16 protein-coding genes are annotated in these 24,609 nt (G+C 64.8%); 8 read left to right on the forward strand and 8 right to left on the reverse strand.

What is annotated here, in order from left to right:
• Positions 1–367 precede the first annotated feature (367 nt).
• From IX761_RS22185 to guaA, 4 genes are all read left to right on the forward strand, one after another.
• On the forward strand, positions 368–1,123 hold the full coding sequence (locus IX761_RS22185) for a sulfite exporter TauE/SafE family protein (RefSeq protein ID WP_194791655.1): 756 nt from the start codon (positions 368–370) through the stop codon (positions 1,121–1,123).
• 50 nt (positions 1,124–1,173) lie between these two features.
• On the forward strand, positions 1,174–1,731 hold the full coding sequence (locus tag IX761_RS22190) for a sugar ABC transporter ATPase (protein ID WP_194791656.1): 558 nt from the start codon (positions 1,174–1,176) through the stop codon (positions 1,729–1,731).
• Between the two features lie 86 nt (positions 1,732–1,817).
• Positions 1,818–3,287: an IMP dehydrogenase gene (gene guaB, locus IX761_RS22195; protein WP_023628475.1), complete on the forward strand. Its 1,470-nt coding sequence runs from the start codon at positions 1,818–1,820 to the stop codon at positions 3,285–3,287.
• 78 nt (positions 3,288–3,365) lie between these two features.
• Entirely contained in the window at positions 3,366–4,943 is a 1,578-nt protein-coding gene (gene guaA / locus IX761_RS22200) for a glutamine-hydrolyzing GMP synthase (RefSeq protein WP_125465272.1), read from the forward strand.
• A gap of 48 nt (positions 4,944–4,991) precedes the next feature.
• Here guaA and IX761_RS22205 read toward each other — a convergent pair whose 3' ends face one another.
• Entirely contained in the window at positions 4,992–6,872 is a 1,881-nt protein-coding gene (locus IX761_RS22205) for an LTA synthase family protein (protein WP_194791657.1), read from the reverse strand.
• Positions 6,873–7,079: 207 nt separating this feature from the next.
• Between IX761_RS22205 and IX761_RS22210 the strand changes: the two genes are divergently transcribed.
• Both IX761_RS22210 and tadA read left to right on the forward strand, forming a co-directional pair.
• On the forward strand, positions 7,080–8,462 hold the full coding sequence (locus IX761_RS22210) for a multicopper oxidase family protein (RefSeq protein ID WP_194791658.1): 1,383 nt from the start codon (positions 7,080–7,082) through the stop codon (positions 8,460–8,462).
• On the forward strand, positions 8,462–8,941 hold the full coding sequence (gene tadA / locus IX761_RS22215) for a tRNA adenosine(34) deaminase TadA (protein ID WP_194791659.1): 480 nt from the start codon (positions 8,462–8,464) through the stop codon (positions 8,939–8,941). Before IX761_RS22210 ends, tadA begins: the two co-directional genes overlap by 1 nt.
• Before the next feature lie 156 nt (positions 8,942–9,097).
• On the opposite strand, the gene mltF is transcribed toward tadA, so the two are convergent.
• Entirely contained in the window at positions 9,098–10,555 is a 1,458-nt protein-coding gene (gene mltF, locus IX761_RS22220; RefSeq protein ID WP_194791660.1) for a membrane-bound lytic murein transglycosylase MltF, read from the reverse strand.
• A gap of 313 nt (positions 10,556–10,868) precedes the next feature.
• Between mltF and purL the strand changes: the two genes are divergently transcribed.
• Together purL and IX761_RS22230 are read left to right on the forward strand one after the other, a co-directional pair.
• Positions 10,869–14,768, forward strand: coding sequence for a phosphoribosylformylglycinamidine synthase (gene purL / locus IX761_RS22225; protein WP_194791661.1), 3,900 nt, complete (start codon positions 10,869–10,871; stop codon positions 14,766–14,768).
• A 2-nt stretch (positions 14,769–14,770) separates the two neighbouring features.
• Positions 14,771–15,082 carry a YqfO family protein gene (locus IX761_RS22230; protein WP_194791662.1) on the forward strand — a complete coding sequence of 104 codons (312 nt, stop codon included), beginning with the start codon at positions 14,771–14,773 and terminating at the stop codon, positions 15,080–15,082.
• An 80-nt stretch (positions 15,083–15,162) separates the two neighbouring features.
• Here IX761_RS22230 and IX761_RS22235 read toward each other — a convergent pair whose 3' ends face one another.
• The 6 genes from IX761_RS22235 to IX761_RS22260 all read right to left on the reverse strand — a co-directional run bounded on the left by IX761_RS22235 (position 15,163) and on the right by IX761_RS22260 (position 24,452).
• Complete coding sequence (locus IX761_RS22235) at positions 15,163–17,148, reverse strand: HET-C-related protein (RefSeq protein ID WP_194791663.1); 1,986 nt, start codon at positions 17,146–17,148, stop codon at positions 15,163–15,165.
• A gap of 214 nt (positions 17,149–17,362) precedes the next feature.
• On the reverse strand, positions 17,363–19,027 hold the full coding sequence (gene nagE, locus IX761_RS22240) for an N-acetylglucosamine-specific PTS transporter subunit IIBC (RefSeq protein WP_194791664.1): 1,665 nt from the start codon (positions 19,025–19,027) through the stop codon (positions 17,363–17,365).
• Between the two features lie 12 nt (positions 19,028–19,039).
• Positions 19,040–21,583, reverse strand: coding sequence for a phosphoenolpyruvate--protein phosphotransferase (gene ptsP / locus IX761_RS22245; protein WP_194791665.1), 2,544 nt, complete (start codon positions 21,581–21,583; stop codon positions 19,040–19,042).
• 18 nt (positions 21,584–21,601) lie between these two features.
• Complete coding sequence (locus IX761_RS22250; protein ID WP_194791691.1) at positions 21,602–22,612, reverse strand: SIS domain-containing protein; 1,011 nt, start codon at positions 22,610–22,612, stop codon at positions 21,602–21,604.
• An 8-nt stretch (positions 22,613–22,620) separates the two neighbouring features.
• Positions 22,621–23,709, reverse strand: coding sequence for an N-acetylglucosamine-6-phosphate deacetylase (gene nagA / locus IX761_RS22255; protein WP_194791666.1), 1,089 nt, complete (start codon positions 23,707–23,709; stop codon positions 22,621–22,623).
• A gap of 11 nt (positions 23,710–23,720) precedes the next feature.
• Positions 23,721–24,452: a GntR family transcriptional regulator gene (locus IX761_RS22260; RefSeq protein WP_194791667.1), complete on the reverse strand. Its 732-nt coding sequence runs from the start codon at positions 24,450–24,452 to the stop codon at positions 23,721–23,723.
• Positions 24,453–24,609: the final 157 nt, after the last annotated feature.

Here is a 24,609-nt window from a genome sequence, read left to right on the forward strand (position 1 = left end):
AGATGTGCTTGCAGCGCCCTTGAGATCGAGCGCCGCCCGCGCGGCGCATCGCTGGCAAGCCAGCTCCCACATCTATTTCGGGCCAATCACTCCTGTGAGGGTGCCGCTGTCCGCCTTGGTGCATGTCTCAAGTCGGGCGAGGCGCCAGTGGCGCCCACTCCAATACCGAGTCGAACCAACAAGGCGTACAGTGATGACCTTTCAGGAGTAACTGGCCCGAAACAAATGTGGGAGCTGGCTTGCCAGCGATGCGCCGCGCGGGCGGCGCTCGATCTCATAGGCGCCATAACCCTCAAGGCCTGCACCTGTTCGCCTCACCGCATCCCCACGACAAACACCCCCACGGACGACCCCAGGACCCAGCACGATGCTCACCCAACTCGCCCTAACCCCCTTCGACTGGCTCCCCATCCTGCTCGCCATCGCCGCCGCCTACATCGTCTTCGGCATCGCTGGCTTCGGCACCGCGCTGGTCGCGGGCCCGGTACTGATTCACTTCATGCCCCTGTCACGGATCATCCCGCTGCTGGTGCTGCTGGACTTCGTCGCCGCCTTCGGCAACCTGCTGCCCTCGCGCAAGGACGTGGTGCGCGGCGAACTGCTGCGCCTGCTGCCGTGCATGGCCGTGGGCTGCGCCCTGGGCGTGGTGTTCCTGCTGCGGCTCAAGTCCGACCTGTTGCTGCTGCTGATGGGCCTGTTCGTTACGGCTTATGCGATCTACAGCCTGGCGGTGAAGGTACGCCCGGCGAACCTGTCCGGACTGTGGGCGGTGCCGATGGGCACGGTAGGCGGGTTGTTTGGTGCGTTGTTCGGCAGTGGCGGGTTCCTCTATGCGATCTACCTGAGCGGCCGGCTGGCGTCCAAGGAGCAGGCGCGGGCCACCCAGAGCGCGCTGATCAGTTGCAGCACGGTGGTGCGTCTGTCGCTGTTCCTGATCGCCGGCGTCTATGCCGACACCAGTCTGCTGCTTCTGGCGGCCTGCCTGCTGCCAGTGATGTTCATCGGGTTGTGGTTCGGCCGGCGGCTAACGATGAAGCTGTCCCGCGAAGCCTTTGTGCGCCTGGTCACCTGGTTGGTGCTGGCCAGCGGCCTGGCGCTGATCGGTCGCTACCTGAGCGCCTGAGCAGGCTGTAGAATTGCGCCACTACCGCAGTCCGCAGGCCCGTTTCGTTCATGAACACCCAGAGCATCATCGTCCCCAAACTGTCCACCGTGCCGTCCCACGAAGCCCGCTCGAGGGCCATCCTGCGCTGGCTGGTGCGCGAGAAGATCGTCGAGGAGCAGCTGACCACTTGCGGGCGCACCGGCAACCGCATGGGCCATGCCCTGGCGCAAGGTGCGCGCAAGGTCGCCCTGCACCCGGAAAAGCTGCCGCTCGATCAACAGGTCAACGGCCTGGAAGTGGTGCTCAAGCGCTGCATCTACACCCCCACCGACGGTTTCCTCGAAGAGGCCGGCTGCCCGGAGTGCCGGCGCGAGGTCGGCGAGCCGCTGTTCGAAAGCCTCGAGGAGTGGACGCCGGGGGTGAGCGACAACTTCACCTGCCCGCTGTGCGGCTTCGAGGACGACATCAATGGCTTTCTTTACTTGCAGCCATGTGCCTTTTCCAACCTCGGGTTCATCTTCAACAACTGGGGCGAGGCCGGGTTCACCCAGGCCTTCCTCGACAGCTTTGCCGACTGGCTCGATCAGCCGGTGGCGGTGGTGCAGGTAAAACTGCCACAAGGCTGACCGAAGGCCCTTATTTTGCATTGAGCGGCGCGCCTTGGATGGGTATAATGGCGCGCTTCCATTTTTCCCTCCCGGGAGCCCCCGCGATGCTGCGTATCAGCCAAGAAGCCCTGACCTTCGACGATATCCTCCTTGTACCTGGCTACTCCGAGGTACTGCCCAATGAAGTCAGTCTCAAGACCCGTTTGACTCGTGGCATCGAGCTGAACATTCCCCTGGTCTCCGCCGCCATGGATACCGTGACCGAAGCGCGCCTGGCCATCGCCATGGCCCAGGAAGGCGGCATCGGCATCATCCACAAGAACATGACCATCGAGCAGCAGGCCGGCGAAGTGCGCAAGGTCAAGAAGTTCGAGGCTGGCGTGGTCAAAGACCCGATCACCATCGACGCTGACGCCACCGTGCGCGACCTGTTCGACCTGACCCGCCTGAACAACATCTCGGGTGTTCCGGTGCTGGAGAACGGCGACCTGGTCGGTATCGTCACTTCCCGTGACGTGCGCTTCGAAACCCGCCTGGACGCCAAGGTCCGCGACGTGATGACCCCCAAAGAGCGTCTGGTCACCGTCCGCGAAGGCGCCGACAAGAACGAAGTCCGCGAGCTGCTGCACAAGCACCGCCTGGAAAAAGTCCTGATCGTCGACGACAAGTTCGCCCTCAAGGGCATGATGACCGTCAAGGACATCGAAAAGGCCAAGGCCTACCCGCTGGCGAGCAAGGACGACCAAGGTCGCCTGCGCGTCGGCGCCGCGGTCGGCACCGGCAAGGACACCGGTGAGCGCGTTGCTGCCCTGGTGGCTGCTGGCGTTGACGTGGTGGTGGTCGACACCGCCCACGGTCACTCCAAAGGCGTGATCGACCGCGTGCGTTGGGTCAAAGAGACCTACCCGCAAGTGCAGGTGATCGGCGGCAACATCGCCACTGGCGCCGCCGCCAAGGCCCTGGCCGAAGCCGGCGCCGACGCCGTCAAGGTCGGTATCGGCCCAGGCTCGATCTGCACCACCCGTATCGTCGCCGGTGTCGGCGTGCCGCAGATCAGCGCCATCGCCAACGTCGCCGCCGCACTGGAAGGCACTGGCGTGCCCCTGATCGCCGATGGCGGTATCCGTTTCTCCGGTGACCTGTCCAAGGCCATCGTTGCCGGTGCGTCCTGCGTGATGATGGGTTCGATGTTCGCCGGTACCGAAGAAGCCCCGGGCGAAGTCGAGCTGTTCCAGGGCCGCTCGTACAAGGCTTACCGCGGCATGGGCTCGTTGGGTGCCATGGCGCAGGCGCAGGGCTCCTCCGACCGTTACTTCCAGGACTCCTCGGCCGGTGCCGAGAAGCTGGTACCGGAAGGTATCGAAGGCCGCGTCCCGTACAAAGGCGCCCTGGCCGCGATCATCCACCAGCTGATGGGCGGCCTGCGTTCGTCCATGGGCTACACCGGCAGCGCGACCATCGAAGAGATGCGCACCAAGCCGGAGTTCGTGCGCATCACCGGCGCCGGCATGGCCGAGTCCCACGTGCATGACGTGCAGATCACCAAAGAAGCCCCTAACTACCGCGTAGGCTAAGGCTTCCAGCAATTACCGAACGGGGCTGTCATAAACAGCCCCGCGTCGTTTCAAGATTCCCACTGACGAGATTGAGTCATGGCCCTCGACATTCACGCTCACCGCATCCTGATCCTCGACTTCGGTTCCCAGTACACCCAGCTGATCGCCCGCCGCGTGCGCGAAATCGGCGTGTACTGCGAACTGCACCCGTTCGACATGGACGATGAAGCGATCCGCGAATTCAACCCGCGCGGCATCATCCTGGCCGGTGGCCCCGAGTCGGTCCACGAAGCCAACAGCCCACGTGCCCCGCAGGCCGTGTTCGACCTGAAAGTCCCGGTACTGGGCATCTGCTACGGCATGCAGACCATGGCCGAGCAGATGGGCGGCAAGGTCGAAGGTTCCGAGCTGCGCGAGTTCGGCTACGCCCGCGTTGACGTGGTCGGCAAGAGCCGCCTGCTCGACGGCATCGAAGACCACGTCGACGATGACGGCGTGCTGGGCCTGGACGTGTGGATGAGCCACGGTGACAAGGTCACCCAGATGCCGGGCAACTTCAACGTGCTGGCCAGCACCCCGAGCTGCCCGATTGCCGGCATGTACGACGACGCCCTGGGCTACTACGGCGTGCAGTTCCACCCGGAAGTGACCCACACCAAGCAAGGTGGTCGCATCCTGTCCCGCTTCGTCCAGGACATCTGCGGCTGTGAAGCCCTGTGGACCCCGTCGAACATCGTCGAAGACGCCATCGCCCAGGTGCGCGAGCAAGTCGGTTCGGCCAACGTCCTGCTGGGTCTGTCCGGCGGCGTCGACAGCTCGGTGGTTGCGGCGCTGCTGCACCGCGCCATCGGCGACCAGCTGACCTGCGTGTTCGTCGACAATGGCCTGCTGCGCCTGCACGAAGGTGACCAGGTGATGGCCATGTTCAAGGAGAACATGGGCGTCAAGGTGATCCGCGCCGACGCCGAGAAGCAGTTCCTCGACAACCTGGAAGGCGAAGCCGACCCGGAGAAGAAGCGCAAGATCATCGGCCGCACCTTCATCGACGTGTTCGATGCCGAAGCCAGCAAGCTGGACAACATCCAGTTCCTCGCCCAGGGCACCATCTACCCCGACGTGATCGAGTCGGCCGGCGCCAAGAGCGGCAAGGCCCACGTGATCAAGTCGCACCACAACGTCGGTGGCCTGCCGGAGGAAATGAACCTCAAGCTGGTCGAGCCGCTGCGTGAGCTGTTCAAGGACGAAGTGCGCAAGATCGGCCTGGAACTGGGCCTGCCGTACGACATGGTCTACCGCCACCCGTTCCCAGGTCCAGGCCTGGGCGTGCGCATCCTCGGTGAAGTGAAGAAGGAATACGCCGACATCCTGCGTCGTGCCGACCACATCTTCATCGAAGAACTGCGCAAGGCCGACTGGTACCACAAGACCAGCCAGGCGTTCGTGGTGTTCCAGCCGGTCAAGTCGGTGGGCGTCGTCGGCGACGGCCGTCGCTACGCCTGGGTCGTGGCGCTGCGCGCCGTCGAGACCGTGGACTTCATGACTGCGCGTTGGGCGCACCTGCCGTACGAGCTGCTGGAAACCGTCAGCGGCCGTATCATCAACGAAATCGCCGGTATCTCCCGCGTCACCTACGACGTGTCGAGCAAGCCGCCTGCCACTATCGAGTGGGAGTGAGTTGAGCCACAAGGGCGCCGCAAGGCGCCCTTGTCGTATCTGCCCCGATCATTCGCGCTGTTCCGGCTCCTTTGAGAAAAACGCCTTCTGATACGCGTCATAGGACAGCAAGCGGTTCTTCGTGGCTGTGAACGCGTCGCCCTCGACAGGTTGCGGGTGCCTTTCCTGCGGATCATCCTCCAGGTGGTAGCGCACCAGGGTGTCCGGGCTGTACTCGTAGATGTACTTGTACGGGTGCTCCACCAGCGCCGACGACAGCTGGTCGAAGAACGTCGACATGAAGAACGCCCGCTTGTCGTGGGGGCGCAGCAGGCTGATGCCTTGCACCTTGAAGGTCGCATCGGTCACGCCGAAGAAGTCCGCCACGGTGGGGGCGATATCGGTCTGCTGGCTGGTGGTGGCGGCGGGTTTGGGCAGCGTCGTGCCCTTGGCCCAGAAAATCAGTGGCACGGTCACTTCTTCTTCGTGCATGGAGGAGTTGTGAATGAACAGCCCATGTTCGCCAAACGACTCGCCATGGTCGCCCACCAGCACGAACAAGGTGGAATCGAGCAGGCCCGACGTTTCGAAACTTTCGAGGGTCTGCCCCACCAAGGTGTCGGTTGCTTTTATGCACGCCTCGTACTTTTCCAGCGCAGGCTGCGAGGCGGAGGTGTCCGTGCAGTCGTAGGGGTAGTGGGCCGCACTTGGGAAGTACAGGGCGATGAAACCTTTACCTGACTGGTTGATGGCTTGCAGGTAGGGAATGCTGGACGCATAGAGCAGTTCATCGCTGTGGCCAAAGCTGCTGCTGTTCTGTGCAAGGCTGTTGGCGGGCGCGATGTCCGCCACCGAATAGGCCTTGGAGACGCCGATGGACTTGAGGAAACCGTCCATGTTCTCGAATTGCAGGAACAAGGAGCTGAAGGCGACCGCTTCCATGTTGTGCCTCTGTTTCAGCTCATGGATTACGCCAGGCTGGTACAGGTGCATCGCCTCCTTGATTTCAACGCCGGGGTAGGCGTGCTGCCCGGTGAAGATCGAGTAATAGCCTTTGGAGGAGTGCGGCACCGTGACATACGATTTGGTCAGCATGCCCTCGCGGGAAAGACGGTCGAAGGTGGGGTAGCGTTCGGCGGTGTCGATGCCCGCACCGAAGATGCTGTTCCAGCGCACCGACTCCATGACGATGAACACCAGGTTCTTGAACGCAGGCGCTGGTGAGGCGTCGATTCTGGGCAGCGCATTGATGGCCGACAGCGGGTAGGCGGGCTGTTCGAAGGGCAGCAGGTTGGCATTCTGGCTGGCGTTCAGGCCGCTGGTGTTCTTCAGTGCCGCGACCAGCGGGCTGGTGACGATGTTCTCATTCAGGTCGTAGCGGGCGTCCTTCGCGTAGAGGGCGCCTAGCAGCAGGCCGCACAGCAGCACGGCCAGCCCCGCCTTTGCGGGCCGCGAGTGGGGTGTTGGCGGGCGTTTGAACGCTCGGTAGGTGGCAATGCCCACCAGCGACCAGGTGGCCAGGTAAGCCAGGAACAGCACGAACACGATGAACCGGAAGGTCAGGCCAAAGCCGGCCAACTGGTTGAGGAACACCTGGGCGCCCGACGTGAGGTTGCTGGCGTTCTGCAGGCTGTAGTGGATCAGCGCCCAGTCCAGCGGTTTGAGCCACAGCTCCCTTACGCGCATGTCTATCAACAGGAACAGCAGCAGGGCGCCGGCCAGCAGGGCGATCAGGAAGAAGTTGTAGCGGTGCCTGCGCAGCGTGGTGATCGCCAGCAGGTAGACCAGCGCGGCAAGCAGCAGGTCCTGCAACAGGTACAGGCAGAGACTGGCCAGGTCGGTGTCGATCCAGCGGCTGGAGAAGTAGCTGATCAGGATGATCTTCGGTACCAGCAGCAAGGCAACGGCAAACAGCAACGTGACCCCAAGCAAATGGTTGTTTCGTTCCATGGTGCTGCGCTCCCCCGAGTCCCTGGCCCCATGACATCACTTAAGCAGCACGCCCTTGTTTGGGCAAGAAAGCCTCTGCGCCAGGGCTTGCAGACGCCTGCGGCAAGACTTCACTTAATCTTTCGCAAATGCAGGTGTATCGTATTCGCCCTTCATTGCCGGCCCCGCTGGCCGACAGATTGCGCAGAACACGAGGTACCCGCACCGATGTCCTTTACCCGTCGACAAATGCTCAAAGGCCTGACCGGCCTTGTAGTGGTAGGCCTGGGCGCCGGGGGCGCGGCGCGTTACTGGCTGGGCAAGGTCGAGGACGACAACGCCGGGCACGACTACGAACTGATCGCCGCACCGCTGGACGTCGAGTTGGTGCCAGGCTTCAAGACCGAAGCCTGGGCCTTCGGGCCTTCGGCACCGGGCACCGAGCTGCGGGTGCGCCAGGGTACCTGGCTGCGAGTTCGCTTCATCAACCACCTGCCGGTGGAAACCACCATTCATTGGCATGGCATCCGCCTGCCGCTGGAAATGGACGGCGTGCCTTATGTGTCGCAGTTGCCGGTCAAGCCGGGCGAGTACTTCGACTACAAGTTCAAGGTGCCGGACGCGGGCAGCTACTGGTACCACCCACATGTCAGCAGCTCCGAAGAGCTCGGCCGCGGCCTGGTCGGCCCGCTGATCGTCGAGGAGCGCGAACCGACCGGGTTCCTGCATGAGCGCACCCTGAGCCTGAAGAACTGGCACGTGGACGAGCAGGGCGCCTGGATGCCTTTCAGCGTGCCGCGCGAGGCCGCGCGCAACGGCACTGCCGGGCGCCTGATCACCATCAACGGCCAGGCCGACTCGGTTACCGAGCTGCCCGCCGGGCACGTGGTGCGGGTGCGCCTGCTGAACCTGGACAATACCTGGACCTACCGGCTCAACCTCAAGGGCAACTGCGAGGCGATGATCTACGCCCTCGACGGCAACCCGATCACGCCGCGCCCGCTGGACGACGACTACTGGCTCGGCCCGGGCATGCGCATCTGCCTGGCCATCCGCATTCCCCAGGCGGGCGAAGAAATTTCCCTGCGTGACGGTTTCGTGCGCCTGGGCACCTTGCGTTCGGTGCCCAGCAGCGAGGCGCCGGGCGACTGGCCCAAGGCGCTGCCGCCCAACCCGGTCGCCGAGCCGGACCTGGAGAATGCCGAGAAGCTCAACTTCAATTTCGAATGGGTCGGCAAGGTGTCGGTGAACACCGACAACGGCAAGCCGCCGAGCCTGTGGCAGATCAACGGCCAGGCCTGGGACATCACCGACAAGACCTGCGCCGACCGGCCGATCGCCACGCTCACGCGGGGTAAGAGCTATATCCTCGAATTGAAGAATATGACCCAGTACCAGCACCCGATCCACCTGCACGGCATGAGTTTCAAGGTGATCGCCTCCAATCGCCGCAAGATCGTCGAACCGTGGTTCACCGACACCTACTTGCTGGGCAAGAACGAGCGCGCCCAGGTGGCGCTGGTGGCGGATAACCCGGGTACCTGGATGTTCCATTGCCACGTCATCGACCACATGGAAACCGGCCTGATGGCCGCGATCGCGGTGGTCTGATGCGTCCACAGATCATCGATCGCAGCCGCGACCAGGAATTCATGCGCCTGGCGCTGGAACTGGCAGCCCAGGGTGCGGCCATGGGCGAAGTGCCCGTGGGGGCGGTGCTGGTGCAGCACGGCCAGGTGATTGGCCAGGGCTTCAACCGGCCGATCATCGACAGCGACCCCAGTGCCCATGCCGAAATGGTCGCGATCCGCGCGGCGGCCAAGTCCGCCAGCAACTACCGCCTGCCTGGCAGCACCCTGTACGTGACCCTGGAGCCGTGCAGCATGTGCGCGGGGTTGATCGTGCATTCGCGGGTGGCGCGGGTGGTGTACGGAGCGCTGGAGCCCAAGGCCGGGGTCGTGCAGAGCCAGGGGCAGTTCTTTGGCCAGGGCTTTCTCAACCATCGGGTGATGGTGGAGGGTGGGGTGCTGGCAGAGGAATGCGGGGCGATCCTGAGCGAGTTCTTCAAGGCGCGACGGTCGAAAACCTGAGTCCTGAAAGGTTGTGTTGGCTGTGCGGGCCTCTTCGCGGGCAAGCCCGCTCCCACAGGTTCAGCGCATGCTTCAAAAACTAGGGTGCTTCTGTGGGAGCGGGCTTGCCCGCGAAGAGGCCGGTGCATCCGGCAAACATCCCACAGACCGCCGCTGTCACATCGGCGCCGCCTGCTCGGCCGGCTTGTCCTTGTTCACCCCGGGTACATGCAGGTTGCCTTCGGCCACCTGGCCTTCGAGCTGCGGCTGGGTCACCCAGGTGAGGATGTCGTAGTAACGACGGATGTTGGCCACGAAGTGCACCGGTTCGCCGCCGCGGGCGTAGCCGTATTTGGTCTGTCGATACCACTGCTTCTGCGACAGCCGCGGCAGCATCTTCTTCACGTCCAGCCATTTGTTGGGGTTGAGCTTTTCGCGCTTGGCCAGGGTGCGGGCATCTTCCAGGTGGCCGCTGCCGACGTTGTAGGCGGCCAGGGCGAACCAGGTACGGTCGGGCTCCTTGATGCTGTCGTCGAGCTCCGCCTTGATCTTCATGAAGTACTTGGCGCCGCCCTGGATGCTCTGCCTGGGGTCCAGGCGATTCGAGACGCCCATGGCTTGCGCCGTGCGCTGGGTGAGCATCATCAGGCCGCGCACGCCGGTCTTGGAGGTGACTTCCGGCTGCCACATGGACTCCTGGTAGCCGATGGCAGCCAGCAGCCGCCAGTCCACCTGTTCGACCTTGGCATAGCTCTTGAAGTGCTTCTCGTATTTGGGCAGACGCTGCTGTAGGTGCTGGGCGAAGGTGTAGGCGCCGACATAGCCGAGCACGTCGACATGCCCGTAGTAGCGGTCTTTCAGGCGTTGCAGGGTGCCATCTTTCTGCGCCTTGTCGAGGAACTCGTTGACCTCGTTGAGCAGGCTGTTGTCTTCGCCGGCGGCCACTGCCCAGCGCTGGTCGCGGGTATCCCCCAGGTCAAAGGCTACACGCACGTTGGGGAAGTACACCTGGTTCATTGCCAGTTCATTGGAGTCGACCAGCGTGAGGTCGATCTGGCCTTCGTCGACCATGCGCAGCAGGTCGACCACTTCGACGGCATCGGATTCTTCGTATTGCAGGCCAGGGTTCTGCTGTTTCAGCGCTGCCAACTGGTCGGCATGGCTGCTGCCCTTGAGCACCATGATCTTCTTGCCCACCAGGCCCTTGGCGTTGGTGGGGCGCGGGCGGCCGTTGCGGTAGATGACCTGGGGCGTGACTTCCAGGTATGGGTGGGAGAATTTCGCCTGGGCCGTGCGCCGTTCGCTGCTGACCAGGCCGGCGGCGGCCAGCACCGGGCCGGACGGTTTGCCCAGCTGGTCGAACAGTTCGTCGAGGTTGTCGGCGGTCTCGATCTCGAGTTTTACCCCCAGGTCGTCGGCGAAGCGCTTGACCAGCTCGTACTCGAAGCCGGTTTCGCCGTTGCGGTCCTGGAAGTAGGTGGCTGGGCTGTTGCGGGTAATCACGCGCAATACGCCGTCCTCCTTGACGCGTTCGAGGGTGCTGGGTTTTTCAACGCAGGCACCGAGCATCAGGAAGAGTCCGGTTGCGAAGAGCCATCTGGCGCAACGCTGGCGCAAAGCAGTGTGGGCGAACATAGGGTGCAGTATACGCAAAGGACTGCTGGCGCCATATCTCGACAATATGCGGGTTGTCTGATAGCGAATTTTACGCCTGTAGCGACATGCGGACAGTTGTGGGAGTGGGCTTGCCCCGCGAATGGGGGGCTTCACTGGCTTTCAGATCCCATCGCGGGGCAAGCCCGCTCCCACGATTAAGCCCTGGTTTTTTTGACCTTCAGGTCCGGTTCCGCCGCCCGGCAGCCGTGGCTTAGAGCGGGTGCCGAAAGCCTGCGAATTAGGCTAGAATGCACGGCCTCTAAGCACACCCCTTCCTGAGGCTGTCCCGACGATGTTGATCCTGCGCGGCGCTCCTGCCCTTTCTGCCTTTCGCCACGGTAAATTACTCGAGCAACTGAGCCAGAAAGTCCCCGCTGTTACTGGTTTGTATGCCGAATTCGCCCATTTCGCCGACGTCGACGGCGAGCTGACCGCCGACCAGCAGCAGGTGCTGGGCCGTCTGCTCAAGTACGGCCCGAGCGTACCGGTGCAGGAGCCGACCGGCCGCCTGTACCTGGTAGTGCCGCGCCTGGGCACCATCTCGCCCTGGGCATCCAAGGCCAGCGACATCGCCCACAACTGCGGCCTGCAGTCGATCCAGCGCCTGGAGCGCGGCATCGCCTACTACGTCGCCGGCAACATCAGCGACACTGACGCCCAGCTCATCGCCAGCGAACTGCACGACCGCATGACCCAGCGTGTGCTGGGCCAGCTGGAAGACGCCGCCGACCTGTTCAGCCACGCCCAGCCCAAGCCGATGACCTCGGTCGACGTGCTGGCCGGTGGCCGCGCCGCCCTGGCGCAAGCCAACATCGACCTGGGCCTGGCCCTGGCCGAAGACGAGATCGACTACCTGGTCGCTGCCTTCCAGGGCTTGCAGCGCAACCCGAACGACATCGAGTTGATGATGTTCGCCCAGGCCAACTCCGAGCACTGCCGCCACAAGATCTTCAACGCCAGCTGGGACATCGACGGCCAGGCGCAGGAGAAAAGCCTGTTCGGCATGATCAAGAACACCTACCAGATGCACAACGAGGGTGTGCTGTCCGCCTACAAGGACAACGCCTCGGTGATCGTCGGTTCGGTGGCCGGCCGCTTCTTCCCGAACCCTGAGACCCGCCAGTACGGCGCGGTGCAGGAGCCGGTGCACATCCTGATGAAGGTCGAAACGCACAACCACCCGACCGCCATCGCCCCATTCTCCGGCGCCTCCACCGGCTCCGGCGGCGAGATCCGCGACGAAGGCGCCACCGGTCGTGGCGCCAAGCCAAAAGCCGGCCTGACCGGTTTCACCGTATCGAACCTGCGCATCCCGGGCTTCGAGCAACCCTGGGAACAGGCCTACGGCAAGCCCGAGCGTATCGTCGACGCCCTGGACATCATGATCGAAGGCCCGCTGGGCGGCGCCGCGTTCAACAACGAATTCGGCCGTCCTGCCCTGACCGGTTACTTCCGTACCTTCGAGCAGCGCATCAGCACCCCCCACGGTGATGAAGTGCGCGGCTACCACAAGCCGATCATGCTTGCCGGCGGCATGGGCAACATCCGTGAAGACCACGTGCAGAAGGGCGAGATCACCGTCGGCGCCAAGCTGATCGTGCTCGGTGGCCCGGCCATGCTGATCGGCCTGGGCGGCGGCGCCGCTTCGTCGGTCGCCACCGGCGCCAGCTCCGCCGACCTGGACTTCGCCTCGGTGCAGCGCGAAAACCCGGAAATGGAGCGCCGTTGCCAGGAGGTCATCGACCGTTGCTGGCAGCTGGGTGACAAGAACCCAATCGCCTTCATCCACGACGTCGGTGCCGGCGGTATCTCCAACGCCTTCCCTGAGCTGGTGAACGACGGTGGCCGTGGTGGCCGCTTCGAGCTGCGCAACGTACCCAACGACGAGCCGGGCATGGCCCCGCACGAGATCTGGAGCAACGAGTCGCAGGAACGCTACGTGCTGGCAGTCAGCGCCGAGGACTTCGAGCGCTTCCAGGCCATCTGCGAGCGCGAGCGCTGCCCGTTCGCGGTGGTCGGCGAGGCCACCGAAGAGCCGCACCTGACCGTCACCGACAGCCACTTCGACAACACCCCGGTGGACATGCCACTGGACGTGCTGCTGGGCAAACCGCCGCGCATGCACCGTTCGGTCACCCGCGAAGCGGAGCAGGGCGATGATTTCGACCCGAGCACGCTGGACCTGAGCGACTCCATCGAACGCGTCCTGCGCCACCCGGCCGTGGCCAGCAAGAGCTTCCTGATCACCATCGGCGACCGCACCATCACCGGCCTGGTCGCCCGCGACCAGATGGTCGGCCCGTGGCAGGTACCGGTGGCCGACTGCGCCGTCACCGCGACCAGCTTCGACGTCTATACCGGTGAAGCCATGGCCATGGGCGAGCGTACCCCGCTGGCGCTGCTGGATGCCCCGGCTTCCGGGCGCATGGCGATCGGCGAGACCATTACCAACCTGGCCGCCTCGCGCATCGACAAGCTGTCCGACATCAAACTGTCGGCCAACTGGATGTCCGCTGCCGGCCACCCAGGCGAAGACGCTCGCCTGTACGACACCGTCAAGGCCGTGGGCATGGAGCTGTGCCCGGAGCTGGGCATCACCATCCCGGTCGGCAAAGACTCGATGTCGATGAAGACCAAGTGGAGCGAAGAGGGCGCCGAGAAGAGCGTGACCTCGCCGATGTCGCTGATCATCACCGGCTTCGCCCCGGTCACCGACATTCGCAAAACGCTGACCCCGCAACTGCGCATGGACAAGGGCGAAACCGACCTGATCCTGATCGACCTGGGCCGCGGTCAGAACCGCATGGGCGCCTCGATCCTGGCGCAGACCCACGCCAAGCTGGCCAGTGCCGCGCCTGACGTCGACGACGCCGAAGACCTCAAGGCGTTCTTCGCAGTGATCCAGGGGCTCAATGCCGACGGTCACCTGCTGGCCTACCACGACCGTTCCGACGGCGGCCTGATGACCACCGTGCTGGAAATGGCCTTCGCCGGCCATTGCGGCCTGGAGCTGGAACTCGACACCCTGACCAGCAAGCGCGAGAAAATCGCGGCCATCCTCTTCAACGAAGAGCTGGGCGCGGTGATCCAGGTGCGTCAGGACGCCACCCCGGACGTGCTGGCTCAGTTCAGCGCCGCCGGCCTGGGCGAGGATTGCGTCGCCGTGATCGGCCAGCCGATCAACAACGGTGAAGTGCTGATCAAGTTCGAAGGCACCGAGCTGTTCAAGGGCGACCGCCGCCTGCTGCAGCGCCAGTGGGCCGAGACCAGCTACCAGGTCCAGCGCCTGCGTGACAACGCCGATTGCGCCGACCAGGAATTCGACCTGCTGCTCGAGGAAGACAACCCAGGCCTGTCGGTCAAGCTGGGCTATGACGTCAACGACGACATCGCCGCCCCCTACATCAAGAAGGGCGTGCGCCCGCAAGTGGCGATCCTGCGCGAGCAGGGCGTCAACGGCCAGGTCGAGATGGCCGCTGCCTTCGACCGCGCAGGCTTTGCCGCCATCGACGTGCACATGAGCGACATCCTCGCTGGTCGTGTCGACTTCGAAGCCTTCAAGGGCCTGGTGGCCTGCGGTGGCTTCTCCTATGGCGACGTGCTCGGCGCCGGTGAAGGCTGGGCCAAGTCGGCGCTGTTCAACGCCCGTGCCCGCGACGCCTTCCAGGCCTTCTTCGAGCGTACCGACAGCTTCGCCCTGGGCGTGTGCAACGGTTGCCAGATGATGTCCAACCTGCACGAGCTGATCCCGGGCACCGAGTACTGGCCGCACTTCGTGCGCAACCGCTCCGAGCAGTTCGAGGCGCGTGTGGCCATGGTCGAGGTGCAGAAGTCCAACTCGATCTTCCTGCAGGGCATGGCCGGTTCGCGCATGCCGATCGCCATCGCCCACGGCGAAGGCCATGCCGAGTTCGCAAGCGAAGAGGCACTGCTGGAAGCCGACCTGTCCGGTTGCGTGGCCCTGCGCTACGTCGACAACCACGGCAAGGTCACCGAGGCGTACCCGGCCAACCCGAACGGCTCGCCGCGCGGGATCACCGGTCTCACCAGCCGCGACGGCCGCGTGACCATCATGATGCCGCACCCGGAGCGTATGTTCCGCGCCGTGCAGAACTCCTGGCGCCCGGATGAGTGGCAGGAAGACGCGGCCCTGATGCGCATGTTCCGCAACGCGCGGGTCTGGGTGAACTAAGGGTGCACAAGCTCGCCTTCTTCGTCCCCGGCAGTCATGTCGAGGTGGTCAAGGCCGCTGTGTTCGCCGCTGGCGGCGGACGCATCGGCGACTATGACCACTGCGCCTGGCAAACACTTGGCCAGGGCCAGTTCCGCCCGTTGGACGGCAGCCAGCCGTACCTCGGGCAGGTGGGCCAGGTCGAGCTGGTCGAGGAGTGGAAGGTGGAGCTGGTGGTGGCCGACGAACTGATCGCCCAGGTCGTCGACGCCCTCAAGCGCAGCCACCCGTATGAAACACCGGCCTATGAGATCTGGCAGTTGCTGGATCTCTGACAGCGTCAGCGGACCAGAAACAATGCAAAGGGTGGGCTGCAGAGCAGTCCACCCTTTGTGCATTCAAGGCCTCCACAACGTCAGCGGGATGTCTGGCCCATGCCCTTCAACTTGTCAAAATGGCTGGACAGATGTTCATTGTGTAACCGTTGGAGGTTTTCGATGGATGTAGCAGCCGTGACATTGTGCGTGTTTGCCGCAGCCCATTCCTTCACGAGCTCGTCCTGCCAGTCCGTGTCATAGGGGTGACGGATGAATTGCGCGGCCAGCTCGATGGGCAGTGTATCGGTCTCTTCGTTCCAGAAACGCAGCATTCCTTCACCCACCACGGTGACCGCATGGCGCGCCAGCTTCGTTGCCAAATCATGCAGGGGATGCGAATCGTGGTCCTTGGCCAGTTGTGAGTGGGTGGCATCCGTATGCTTTTCTTCGTTCGGGTTGCCGCTCCACCTCGATTGCTCATGGCCCACCCGGTCCCCAAGCCATTGGAACAGCGATTGGAAGACTTCACTGCAGTAGTAGGCAATCAGTTTCAACGGCAGGGTCAATACCCACACCGCCAGGTTGACGTAGCGGAACAGCGGGTTCGCGGCCACCTGATCACGAAGTTTCAGGAGCGTTTTCAGCGTATTGCCCCATAGTGGGTTTTCCAGTTCATCAAGGATGATCGCCAGGATTCGCTCGGCCGTACTTCGGTAGCCGGGAACGAGGTGCTGATAGATTGGTACCTCTTTGGGGAACAGAAGCTTGCCCAATGGCTCGGCGATGCTGGCGAAAATATCGGAGCCCGAAAACAGGCCGGTCACCACGGGAAAACCATGTTTGCATTCAGCCTGTGTGGTCCAGGGCAGCACATCATGGCCTTGTTTGCGCAGGCTCAGTTCCACGAAGTTCGAATGCGCGAAGTAGTCCTCGAGTACATGCAGCGCTTCACCGAAATAGCGCATGCCGCGGGGGGTCTTGCCATGTTTGATGGCGTCCCCGAGTTTTCCAAGCATGTATTCGTACGGAGCGTTGATGTACCGTTTCATCGACTTTTCGGGGTGCACCTGTGTTGCGATGTCGCCGGGCAAGACCGGCGTATCGAACCACTCATCGATCTCTTTCGGGTTTTGGACGTTCGCATCGTGGTTGGTGGGGTTGTCGATGTGCTCCGATGCGCGATACACACCCAGTAAACGCTCGGTCACGCGATAGTACTCGGCATCGGATGCTCGCAACGATTGGAACGGTTTATCTGCCAATACATCGACGATCAGGGTGAGCGCTTTCCGGGAGAACTTGCGGGGGAATTGTTTCGGCGCACCCACCGGGCGAACTATCTTGGGATCAACCAGTTGCGAGTAGTCGCGCAGCCAATTGCCGAAATAGATCGCTTTGCATTCAAATGGGCTGAAGCCGACGTCCTCAAGCACTTGCTCGATCGCTTCATGGCCGTCCGCACCCGCAGCGAAGCGTGGTTGGATAACGATTTTTTGCGGGGGCTCCTGAAAGTTCTTTTCAAGTGCCGGAGCCTCGCTCATGTCCAGGGCCAGCGGTGCCTTGTGTCCATCACGGATGTAATGCCCAAAGATCATGTCCTGCTTGGCAGAGCCGTCGACGAAGGTCATCAGGCTGGCGTAGCGGGCGCCGGTTTGCCTGGCCTGTTCCGCTGTCAGCACAGGTGCCTCGGTGCCACCCAGGTGATGCCATTCGAACTGGATCAGGCTCGCCAGGTACTGGCCGAATCCGCCCACCAATGCCAGTAACAGGTCAGGGGAGGTGTGCGGTTCGCTGATGGCCTGTTCGATGGCGCCCTGCCTGACCAGCAAGGTTAGCTCGTCATCGTCGTAAACGACGGTACGCTGGCGTTCGTCGCCTTCGAACACGTGGTATTCGGGGTTTTCGAGCTGGCCTTCGCGCAGGGCGAGCCACATGTTCTGGTAGATATCCACGGCAATGCCGTCGCCGAAAATGGGCTGGAAGAGCAGAACGAAGTCGTGCTCCGGCAATGTCCACGCAATACCGGTCAGTTGATTCAGGGCAAAGTCGCTTTGCAGTACCGGCCTTTTGAACGTGCTCGTCATGCTGAAAGTCCCGCGTAGGATGGTTGGGACAAACAGCGTGGCGTACTTGATGAGGCGAACGAATATGGAAGAAATTTCCTACGGCGAAATCAAGCCCATCCTTTCGCCAGGTGTTGAGTGTCTTTCAAGCTTGGCGGGGGCTACCTACGCGATGTTCAGATGGCAGCCGTACCGGAAGCGTAAACCCGATGCGGCTGCACGCTTGAGCCGAGGTTCAGCTCTTCAAGGCCTGGCCCAGGGCTGCTGCCTGGGGCCCCAGCAGCAGATGGCTGACACCAGCGTCCTGGCGACTCACGCCCTGGCAACCGAGTAGCCGCAAACCTTCTTCTGTCACCTTGCCCTCGTCCTTGAACCGGATCCGGAGCCGACTCGTGGCTACGCAATCGACCTGCAGCAGGTTGTCGCGCCCACCCAGTGCCTGCAGCCATGCGTCCACGGCCAACGCCTGGGTGTCGGCCACCGGCCTGTGCCCCGCCTCAGGGACGGCGCTCAGGGCTTGGGGCAATTCGGCGCGGATTTCATCGGCAAGGGCGTCGGCCATCGGTCCCACCACCACCTGCAGGCTGCCAGCGCTGCCGGGGCGTACCACGGCCAGGGCGCCCAGGGCTTTCAACGCGGGGTCGTTGGCCAGGTTGCGGTCGCTCAGGACCAGGCGCAGGCGGGTGGTGCAGGCATCGACACCTTGCAGGTTGCCGGCTCCACCCAATGCATCGATGTAGCGCCGAGCCCGCGACGCATCGGTACCGGCTTCCTGTTCCGAGGCGGGTTGATCCTCTCGACCCGGTGTCTTCAGGTTGAAGCGGCGGATACAGAAGTCGAACACGAAGTAGTAGACCAGCGCATACAGCAGGCCCACCGGAAACACCAGCCAACCATTGCTCGAGCGCCCCCAGCCCAGGGCCATGTCGATGGCGCCGCCGGAGAAGGTGAACCCCAGGCGAATGCCCAGCAGGTCGCATACCGCCATGGACAGCCCGGTCAGCAGCGCATGGATCAGGTACAGCAGCGGCGCGAGGAACATGAAGGCGAACTCGATCGGCTCGGTCACCCCCGTCAAGGCCGAGGTCAGCGCCATCGACAGCAACACCCCGCCGATCAACTTGCGCCGGGCCGGCAGTGCATGGCGGTACATGGCCAGGCACGCGGCGGGCAGGCCGAAGATCATCATCGGGAACATGCCGGCCATGAACTGCCCGGCGTTGGGGTCGCCGGCGAAGTAGCGCGCCAGGTCGCCTGTCACCACGCCCCCCGTCGCCCCCTGGAAGCTGCCGAAGACGAACCACACCAGGTTGTTGAGGATGTGGTGCAGGCCGGTGATGATCAGCAACCGGTTGAGCACCCCAAAGAAGAACGCGCCGATGCTGCCGCTTTCCAGCATCAGCTGGCCGAGCTCGTTGATGCCGTTCTGGATCGGCGGCCAGATCAGCCCGAACAGCAAGCCCAGGGCCACCGCCGACAGGCCGGTGGCGATCGGCACGAAGCGCCGCCCGCCGAAGAACGCCAGGTAGTCCGGCAGCTGGATATCCTTGCAGCGGTTGTACAGGCCGCCCGCCAGCAGGCCGCAGAGGATGCCAGCGAGCATGCCCATGTCGATCTTCGGGTCGATCACCTTCAGCGTGGCCACCAGCACCAGGTAGCCGATGGCCCCCGCCAACCCGGCGGTGCCGTTGTTGTCGCGGGCGAAGCCCACGGCGATGCCGACGGCGAAGATCAGCGCCAGGTTGGCGAAGATCGCTTGCCCGGCGTCATGCACCAGGGCGATGTCGAGCAGGTCGGTATCGCCCAGGCGCAGCAGCAGCCCGGCGATGGGCAGGATGGCGATGGGCAGCATCAAGGCGCGGCCGAGCCGTTGCAGGCCCTGTATGAAGTGCTGGTACATGGTGCGCTCCGATTATTGTTGTAGGGCCACGGGGGCGGTCGGTTGGGCATGAGGCTGGGCGGCGAAGTCGCGGCAAGCCTGGCGCACCGCGCCGGCGCTGGACAGGGCCAGCAGGCCTTGGCTGAAGCGGCGGCAAGCCCCGGCGTCGAGCTGACGGACCAAGGCCTTGATTTCGCCGATCTGCGGCGCGCTGACCGAAAGCTCCGCTACGCCCAGGCCGACCAGCACGGGTGTGGCCAGCGGGTCGGAGGCCAGTGCCCCGCACACCCCAACCCAGCGCCCATGTTTTGCCGCGCCCTGGCAGGTCAGCTCGATCAGGCGCAGCAGGGCCGGGTGCAGGGCATCGACCCGCACCGCGAGCCCGGCGTGGTCGCGGTCCATGGCCAGGGTGTACTGGGACAGGTCGTTGGTACCGATAGAGAAGAAGTCGGCATGCTCGGCCAGGCGCTCAGCGAGCAGGGCCGCCGCCGGGACTTCGATCATCACCCCAAGCTCCGCGCGCTCCACGATGCCCAGTTCGGCGGCGAGGCCGTCCAGGCGCTGACGGATGGCGAGCAACTCGTCGACCTCGGTGACCATCGGCAACATGATGCGGCAGCGGCGCTGCGGGCTGACCTTGAGCAGTGCGCGCAGTTGCTGGTCGAGCAGTTCCGGGCGCACCAGGCCCAGACGGATGCCGCGCAGGCCCAGCACCGGGTTGGCTTCGGCGGGCAGCGGCAGGTAGTCGAGCTGCTTGTCGCCGCCCACGTCGATGGTGCGGATGATCACCGGGCGCTCGCCCATGGCGTCGAGCACGGCCTGGTAGGCACGCTGCTGCTCGGTTTCGTCTGGCGCGGTGGGGCGGTCGATGAACAGGAACTCGCTGCGTAGCAGGCCGATGCCATCGGCGCCCTGGGCCATGGCCTGGGCGGCTTCCTCGGCACTGGCGACGTTGGCGGCGACTTCGATCAGCCGGCCATCGCGGGTGTGTGCGCTGTCCTGGGCGGCGGCCTGCTGGCGCTGGCGTTGCTCGCGGCGCTGCTGGCAGTGCTGCTGCACCTGGGCGAGGCGTTGCGGGTCGGCCTGGGTTTCCAGGCGGCCGTTGTCGGCGTCCAGTACCAACGTCGTGCCGGGGGCTGTTTCCAGCAGGGTATCGCCCAGCGCTACCAGGCATGGCAGGCCCCGGGCCCGGGCAAGGATGGCGACATGGGACGTGGCGCCGCCAGCGGCCATGCACAGCCCGGCGACATTGTGCCGGGCGAGCAGCAGCAGGTCGGACGGGGTCAGTTCGTGGGCGACGACGATGGCCGAGGGCGGCAGGCGCAGCTCGCGGGTTTCGCCGAGCAGGGCGCGCAGCACGCGCTGCTGCAAGTCGTGCAAGTCGTTGGCGCGCTCGGCCAGCAGCGGGTTGCCGAGGTTGCGCAAAACCTGGCACTGGGCGTCGATGGCACGGCTCCAGGCGTGGCTGGCGGCGACACCGCTGTCGATGTGCAGGCGGGCGGCGTCGAGCAAGGCCGGGTCGTCGAGCAGGGCCAGGTGGGCTTCGAGGATCGCCGCGGCCTCCTCCTGGCCGCGCGGCAGATGGCGCCAGTCGCGGTCGATGGCATGGCGCACTTCGTCGAGCGCGCTGGCCAGTGCCTTGTGCTGCTCGGCGGGGTCGTTGCCACCGGTGTCCGGCGGCAGGCTGATGCCATCCAGGCGGGCCAGAGGGCCCGATGCCAGGCCGGGGGAGGCGCAGACGCCAGCGATGATGCCGGGCGCCTGGCTGGCTTGCGCTTTGGCCATGGGCGGCGGTGCGGCCTGGCGTTCGCCGGTGGTGGCGGTCTGCACGGCCTGGATCAGGGCCTGGAGCGCTGCCTGGCTATCGGGGCCGGTGCAACTGAACTCCACTTCGTCACCCTCGCCAACGCCCAGGCCCATGACCGCAATCAGGCTGTCCAGGTCGGCCTGCCGGCCCTGGAAGTGCAGCACCGCACGGCTCTGGAAACCTTGTGCGGTGTGGCGCAGCAGGGCCGCGGGGCGGGCGTGCAGGCCACCGTGATGGGCAACCCGGGCGCGGCCACGGACACAGGCCTGGTTAGCGGTGGGCGAGGCTGTCGTAGTCGCCGCCGTGATGGCCGCGACTTCCAGCAATGCCGTGCCGAGCGTGTCGGACCGGGCATCGAGGGGCATCAACGCGAAGCCCGGGCCGTTGCTGACCAGCATCACCGTGACCAGGCTGGTGCAATGCTGCGCGACCAGGTCCATGTCAAAGCGCACCAGTGCCTGCCCTTGGGCCACCTGGTCGCCCAGCGCGACCTGTGGCGAGAATCCGCGCCCCTGCAACTGCACGGTGTCGACGCCGATATGCAGGAGGATCTCGGCGCCATTGGCCGCGCGCAGGGTCAGCGCATGGCCGGTGCGGGCCAGTTGCACCACCTCGCCGGCACAGGGGGCGTGCAGCACGTCGTTCAGCGGGTCGATGGCTACCCCGTCGCCCAGCGTACCGCTGCTGAACACCGGGTCTGGCACCTGGTCCAGCGGGACCTGCGGGCCAGCGAGCGGGGCGTGGAGGATGATCTTGTTATTGTCGGGCATGCGCTGTTCCTCGCGGCTTCACTGCGTGCAGGTCACTTTGCTCAGGTGGCGCGGCTGGTCAGGGTCCAGGCCACGGGCCTCGGCCAGGGCGGCGGCCATGATGTAGAAGCTCTGGATCGCCAGTAGCGGGTCCAAAGCCGGGTGTTCGGCACAGGCCAGGGTGAGGTCGCGCCCGGCGATGTCGGCGGGCGCCGCCAGCAGCACCCGGGCGCCGCGCTGGCGCATGTCGGCGGCCAGCTGCAACAGCCCGGCCTGCTCGACACCACGCGGGGCGAACACCAGCAGCGGATACTGGGCGTCGATCAGCGCCATGGGCCCATGGCGCACCTCGGCGCTGCTGAAGGCCTCGGCCTGGATCACCGAGGTTTCCTTGAATTTCAGCGCGGCTTCCTGGGCGATGGCAAAGCCTGCGCCACGGCCGATTACCATCAACTGTTCGCTGCCTTGCAGGGTGTCGATGGCGGCGCTCCAGTCGAGTTCGGCGGCCTCGCGCAGTTGCCCCGGCAGGGCCTGGCAGGCCTGCAGCAGTGCCGGGTCCTGGCCCCAGTGGGCCACCAGCTGTGCGCTGGCGCTGAGGGTGGCGACGAAGCTCTTGGTCGCGGCGACCGACAGTTCAGGCCCCGCACCCAGCGGCAAGTGATGCTGGCAAGCCTGCTCCAGGGGCGAGCCTTCGGCATTGACCAGCGCTACTGTGGTCGCCCCGCACTGGTTCAAACGGCGCAGGCTGTCGACCAAGTCCGGGCTCTGTCCCGATTGCGAAAAGCCCAGGGCCACCTGGCCACGCACCCGCAGCGGCGCCTGTTGCAGGGTGACCACCGACATCGGCAGCGAGGCCACTGGCAACCCCAGTTGCTGCATGGCCACGTAGGCGAAGTAGCTGGCGGCATGGTCGGAACTGCCGCGGGCCACGGTCAGCGCCACCTGCGGGTCGAGGCGGCGCAGCTGTTCGGCCAGCGCGGCGCAACGCGGCGCCAGCTGCTGGAGCTGGTGTTCGACGACATCGGCGCAGGCGCGCGCCTCTTGCAGCATCCTTGAAGTCACGCGGTTTCTCCTTCGACCATCACGGCGGTCAGGTTCAGTTGGCGGTCCAGCAACACCGCGTCGGCCCAGGCACCTGCTTGCAGGCGGCCACGGTCGGTGATGCCGAGGTAGTCGGCGGGGAAGCGCGACAGGCGCGCGGAGGCTTCGGCCAGCGGCAGGCCGATCTTCACCAGGTTGCGCAGCGCCTGGTCCATGGTCAGGGTGCTGCCGGCCAGGGTGCCGTCGGGCAGGCGCACGCCACCCAGGCACTTGGTCACGGTGTGGCTGCCCAGGCGGTACTCGCCGTCGGGCATGCCGGCGGCGGCGGTGGAGTCGGTCACGCAGTACAGGCAAGGGATTGCGCGCAGGGCTACGCGCATCGCGCCGGGGTGCACGTGCAACAGGTCGGGGATCAGCTCGGCGTAGCGGGCATGGGCCAGGGCCGCGCCGACGATACCGGGTTCGCGGTGGTGCAGCGGGCTCATGGCGTTGTACAGATGGGTGAAGCTGCTGGCCCCGGCCTCGAGCGCTGCGACGCCTTCCTCGTAGCTGCCCAGGGTATGGCCGATCTGCAGGCGGATGCCGCGCTGGCTCAGGGCCTGGATCAGCGGCAGGTGGCCGGCGATCTCCGGGGCGATGGTGATGACCTTGATCGGTGCCAGGGCCAGGTACTGTTCGACTTCCTCGAGCAGTGCCTGGTGAGCGAAGTTCGGCTGCGCGCCGAGCTTGCCGGGGTTGATGTAGGGGCCTTCCAGGTGCACGCCGAGGATGCGTGCGCCCTGGCGGGGCTGTTGCAGATGCTCACCCAGCTGCCCCAGCACGTCGGCCAGTTCCTCGCGTGGGGCGGTCATGGTGGTGGCCAGCAGCGAGGTGGTACCAAAGCGCAGGTGGGTGCGGGCGATGGTGGCGAATGCCTCGCCACCTTGCATGATGTCGCTGCCGCCGCCGCCGTGCACATGCAGGTCGATGAACCCAGGCAGCAGGTAGGGCAGGTCGTTGTCCTGCGGGTTGCACGGGGTGCCTTCGATGGCCTGGATGCGCCCGTCGTGCGGGTGCAGGTGGCCGCGCACCCAGCCGTCGGGGGTGAGGATATTGGCGATGTCCATGGGGGCTCCGGTCAGCGCCGCAGTTCGGCGACGAAGTCGTAGTAGTCGTTGCGGCAATAGGTGTCGGTGAGCTCGATCGGGGTGTTGTCGTCGAGGTAGCCGATACGGGTCATCAGCAGCATGGCGGTGCCGGGGGCGATGCCGACCTGGCTGGCCAGCTCGTCGCTGGCGTTGATCGCGCGGATGTGTTGCAGGGCGCGGACCACGGGGCGGCCGAGCTGGTCCAGGTACTGGTAGAGCGAGTCGCCGATGGCCTGCGGGTCGGTCAGCAGGCGGGCGGGCAGGGTGCTGATCTCAACGGCCATGACGATGTCGTCGGCCTTGCGCAGGCGCTTGAGGCGGGTGACCTGGTCGGTGGGCGACAGGCCCAGGCGGATCAGTTCGTCACTGTTCGGCGCGCCGATGCTGCGTTCCAGCCACTGGGAGCTGGGCACGAAACCCTTCATGCGCAGCATTTCGCTGAAGCTCGACAGGCGTGACAGCGGCTGTTCCAGGCGCGGTGTGATGAAGGTACCGGAGCCCTGGATGCGGCGGATCAGGCCTTGCTCGAGCAGCACTTCGAGGGCCTTGCGCGCGGTGACGCGGGAGATATCCAGGGTTTCGCTCAGGGTGCGCTCGGAGGGCAGTGCCTGGTCGGCGCTCCACTGGCCAGCGTGGATGGCCTGTTCCAGGTTGCGCGCCAGCTGCAAGTAAAGCGGGGTGGCGGCGTTGTCGTCCGGGCGCAGGGCGGTGAGAGGGCGCATGGCGGTAGGTCCGGTATTGTTGTGGTGAAAAATCTAATACCACTTCAATACCAGGTCAATACCACTGGTCTTGAAATTCAATAGGGGAGCGGGGCTGACTCCTTAAGCTTGTACATTCCCTGTAGGAGCGGCCTTGTGTCGCGAAAGGGCTGCAACG

The organism is Pseudomonas sp. UFMG81, from assembly GCF_015354575.1.
GTDB lineage: Bacteria > Pseudomonadota > Gammaproteobacteria > Pseudomonadales > Pseudomonadaceae > Aquipseudomonas.

Excerpts from the sequence above, each read along its gene's own strand:
- IX761_RS22260 (WP_194791667.1), bottom strand. The coding sequence starts at position 24,452 with ATGCGCCCTCTCACCGCCCTGCGCCCGGACGACAACGCCGCCACCCCG.
- IX761_RS22235 (WP_194791663.1), bottom strand. The coding sequence starts at position 17,148 with ATGACGAGCACGTTCAAAAGGCCGGTACTGCAAAGCGACTTTGCCCTG.
- IX761_RS22190 (WP_194791656.1), top strand. The coding sequence starts at position 1,174 with ATGAACACCCAGAGCATCATCGTCCCCAAACTGTCCACCGTGCCGTCC.
- IX761_RS22205 (WP_194791657.1), bottom strand. The coding sequence starts at position 6,872 with ATGGAACGAAACAACCATTTGCTTGGGGTCACGTTGCTGTTTGCCGTT.
- mltF (WP_194791660.1), bottom strand. The coding sequence starts at position 10,555 with ATGTTCGCCCACACTGCTTTGCGCCAGCGTTGCGCCAGATGGCTCTTC.
- guaB (WP_023628475.1), top strand. The coding sequence starts at position 1,818 with ATGCTGCGTATCAGCCAAGAAGCCCTGACCTTCGACGATATCCTCCTT.
- IX761_RS22210 (WP_194791658.1), top strand. The coding sequence starts at position 7,080 with ATGTCCTTTACCCGTCGACAAATGCTCAAAGGCCTGACCGGCCTTGTA.
- IX761_RS22185 (WP_194791655.1), top strand. The coding sequence starts at position 368 with ATGCTCACCCAACTCGCCCTAACCCCCTTCGACTGGCTCCCCATCCTG.
- ptsP (WP_194791665.1), bottom strand. The coding sequence starts at position 21,583 with ATGCCCGACAATAACAAGATCATCCTCCACGCCCCGCTCGCTGGCCCG.
- IX761_RS22250 (WP_194791691.1), bottom strand. The coding sequence starts at position 22,612 with ATGCTGCAAGAGGCGCGCGCCTGCGCCGATGTCGTCGAACACCAGCTC.
- tadA (WP_194791659.1), top strand. The coding sequence starts at position 8,462 with ATGCGTCCACAGATCATCGATCGCAGCCGCGACCAGGAATTCATGCGC.
- nagE (WP_194791664.1), bottom strand. The coding sequence starts at position 19,027 with ATGTACCAGCACTTCATACAGGGCCTGCAACGGCTCGGCCGCGCCTTG.
- guaA (WP_125465272.1), top strand. The coding sequence starts at position 3,366 with ATGGCCCTCGACATTCACGCTCACCGCATCCTGATCCTCGACTTCGGT.
- nagA (WP_194791666.1), bottom strand. The coding sequence starts at position 23,709 with ATGGACATCGCCAATATCCTCACCCCCGACGGCTGGGTGCGCGGCCAC.
- purL (WP_194791661.1), top strand. The coding sequence starts at position 10,869 with ATGTTGATCCTGCGCGGCGCTCCTGCCCTTTCTGCCTTTCGCCACGGT.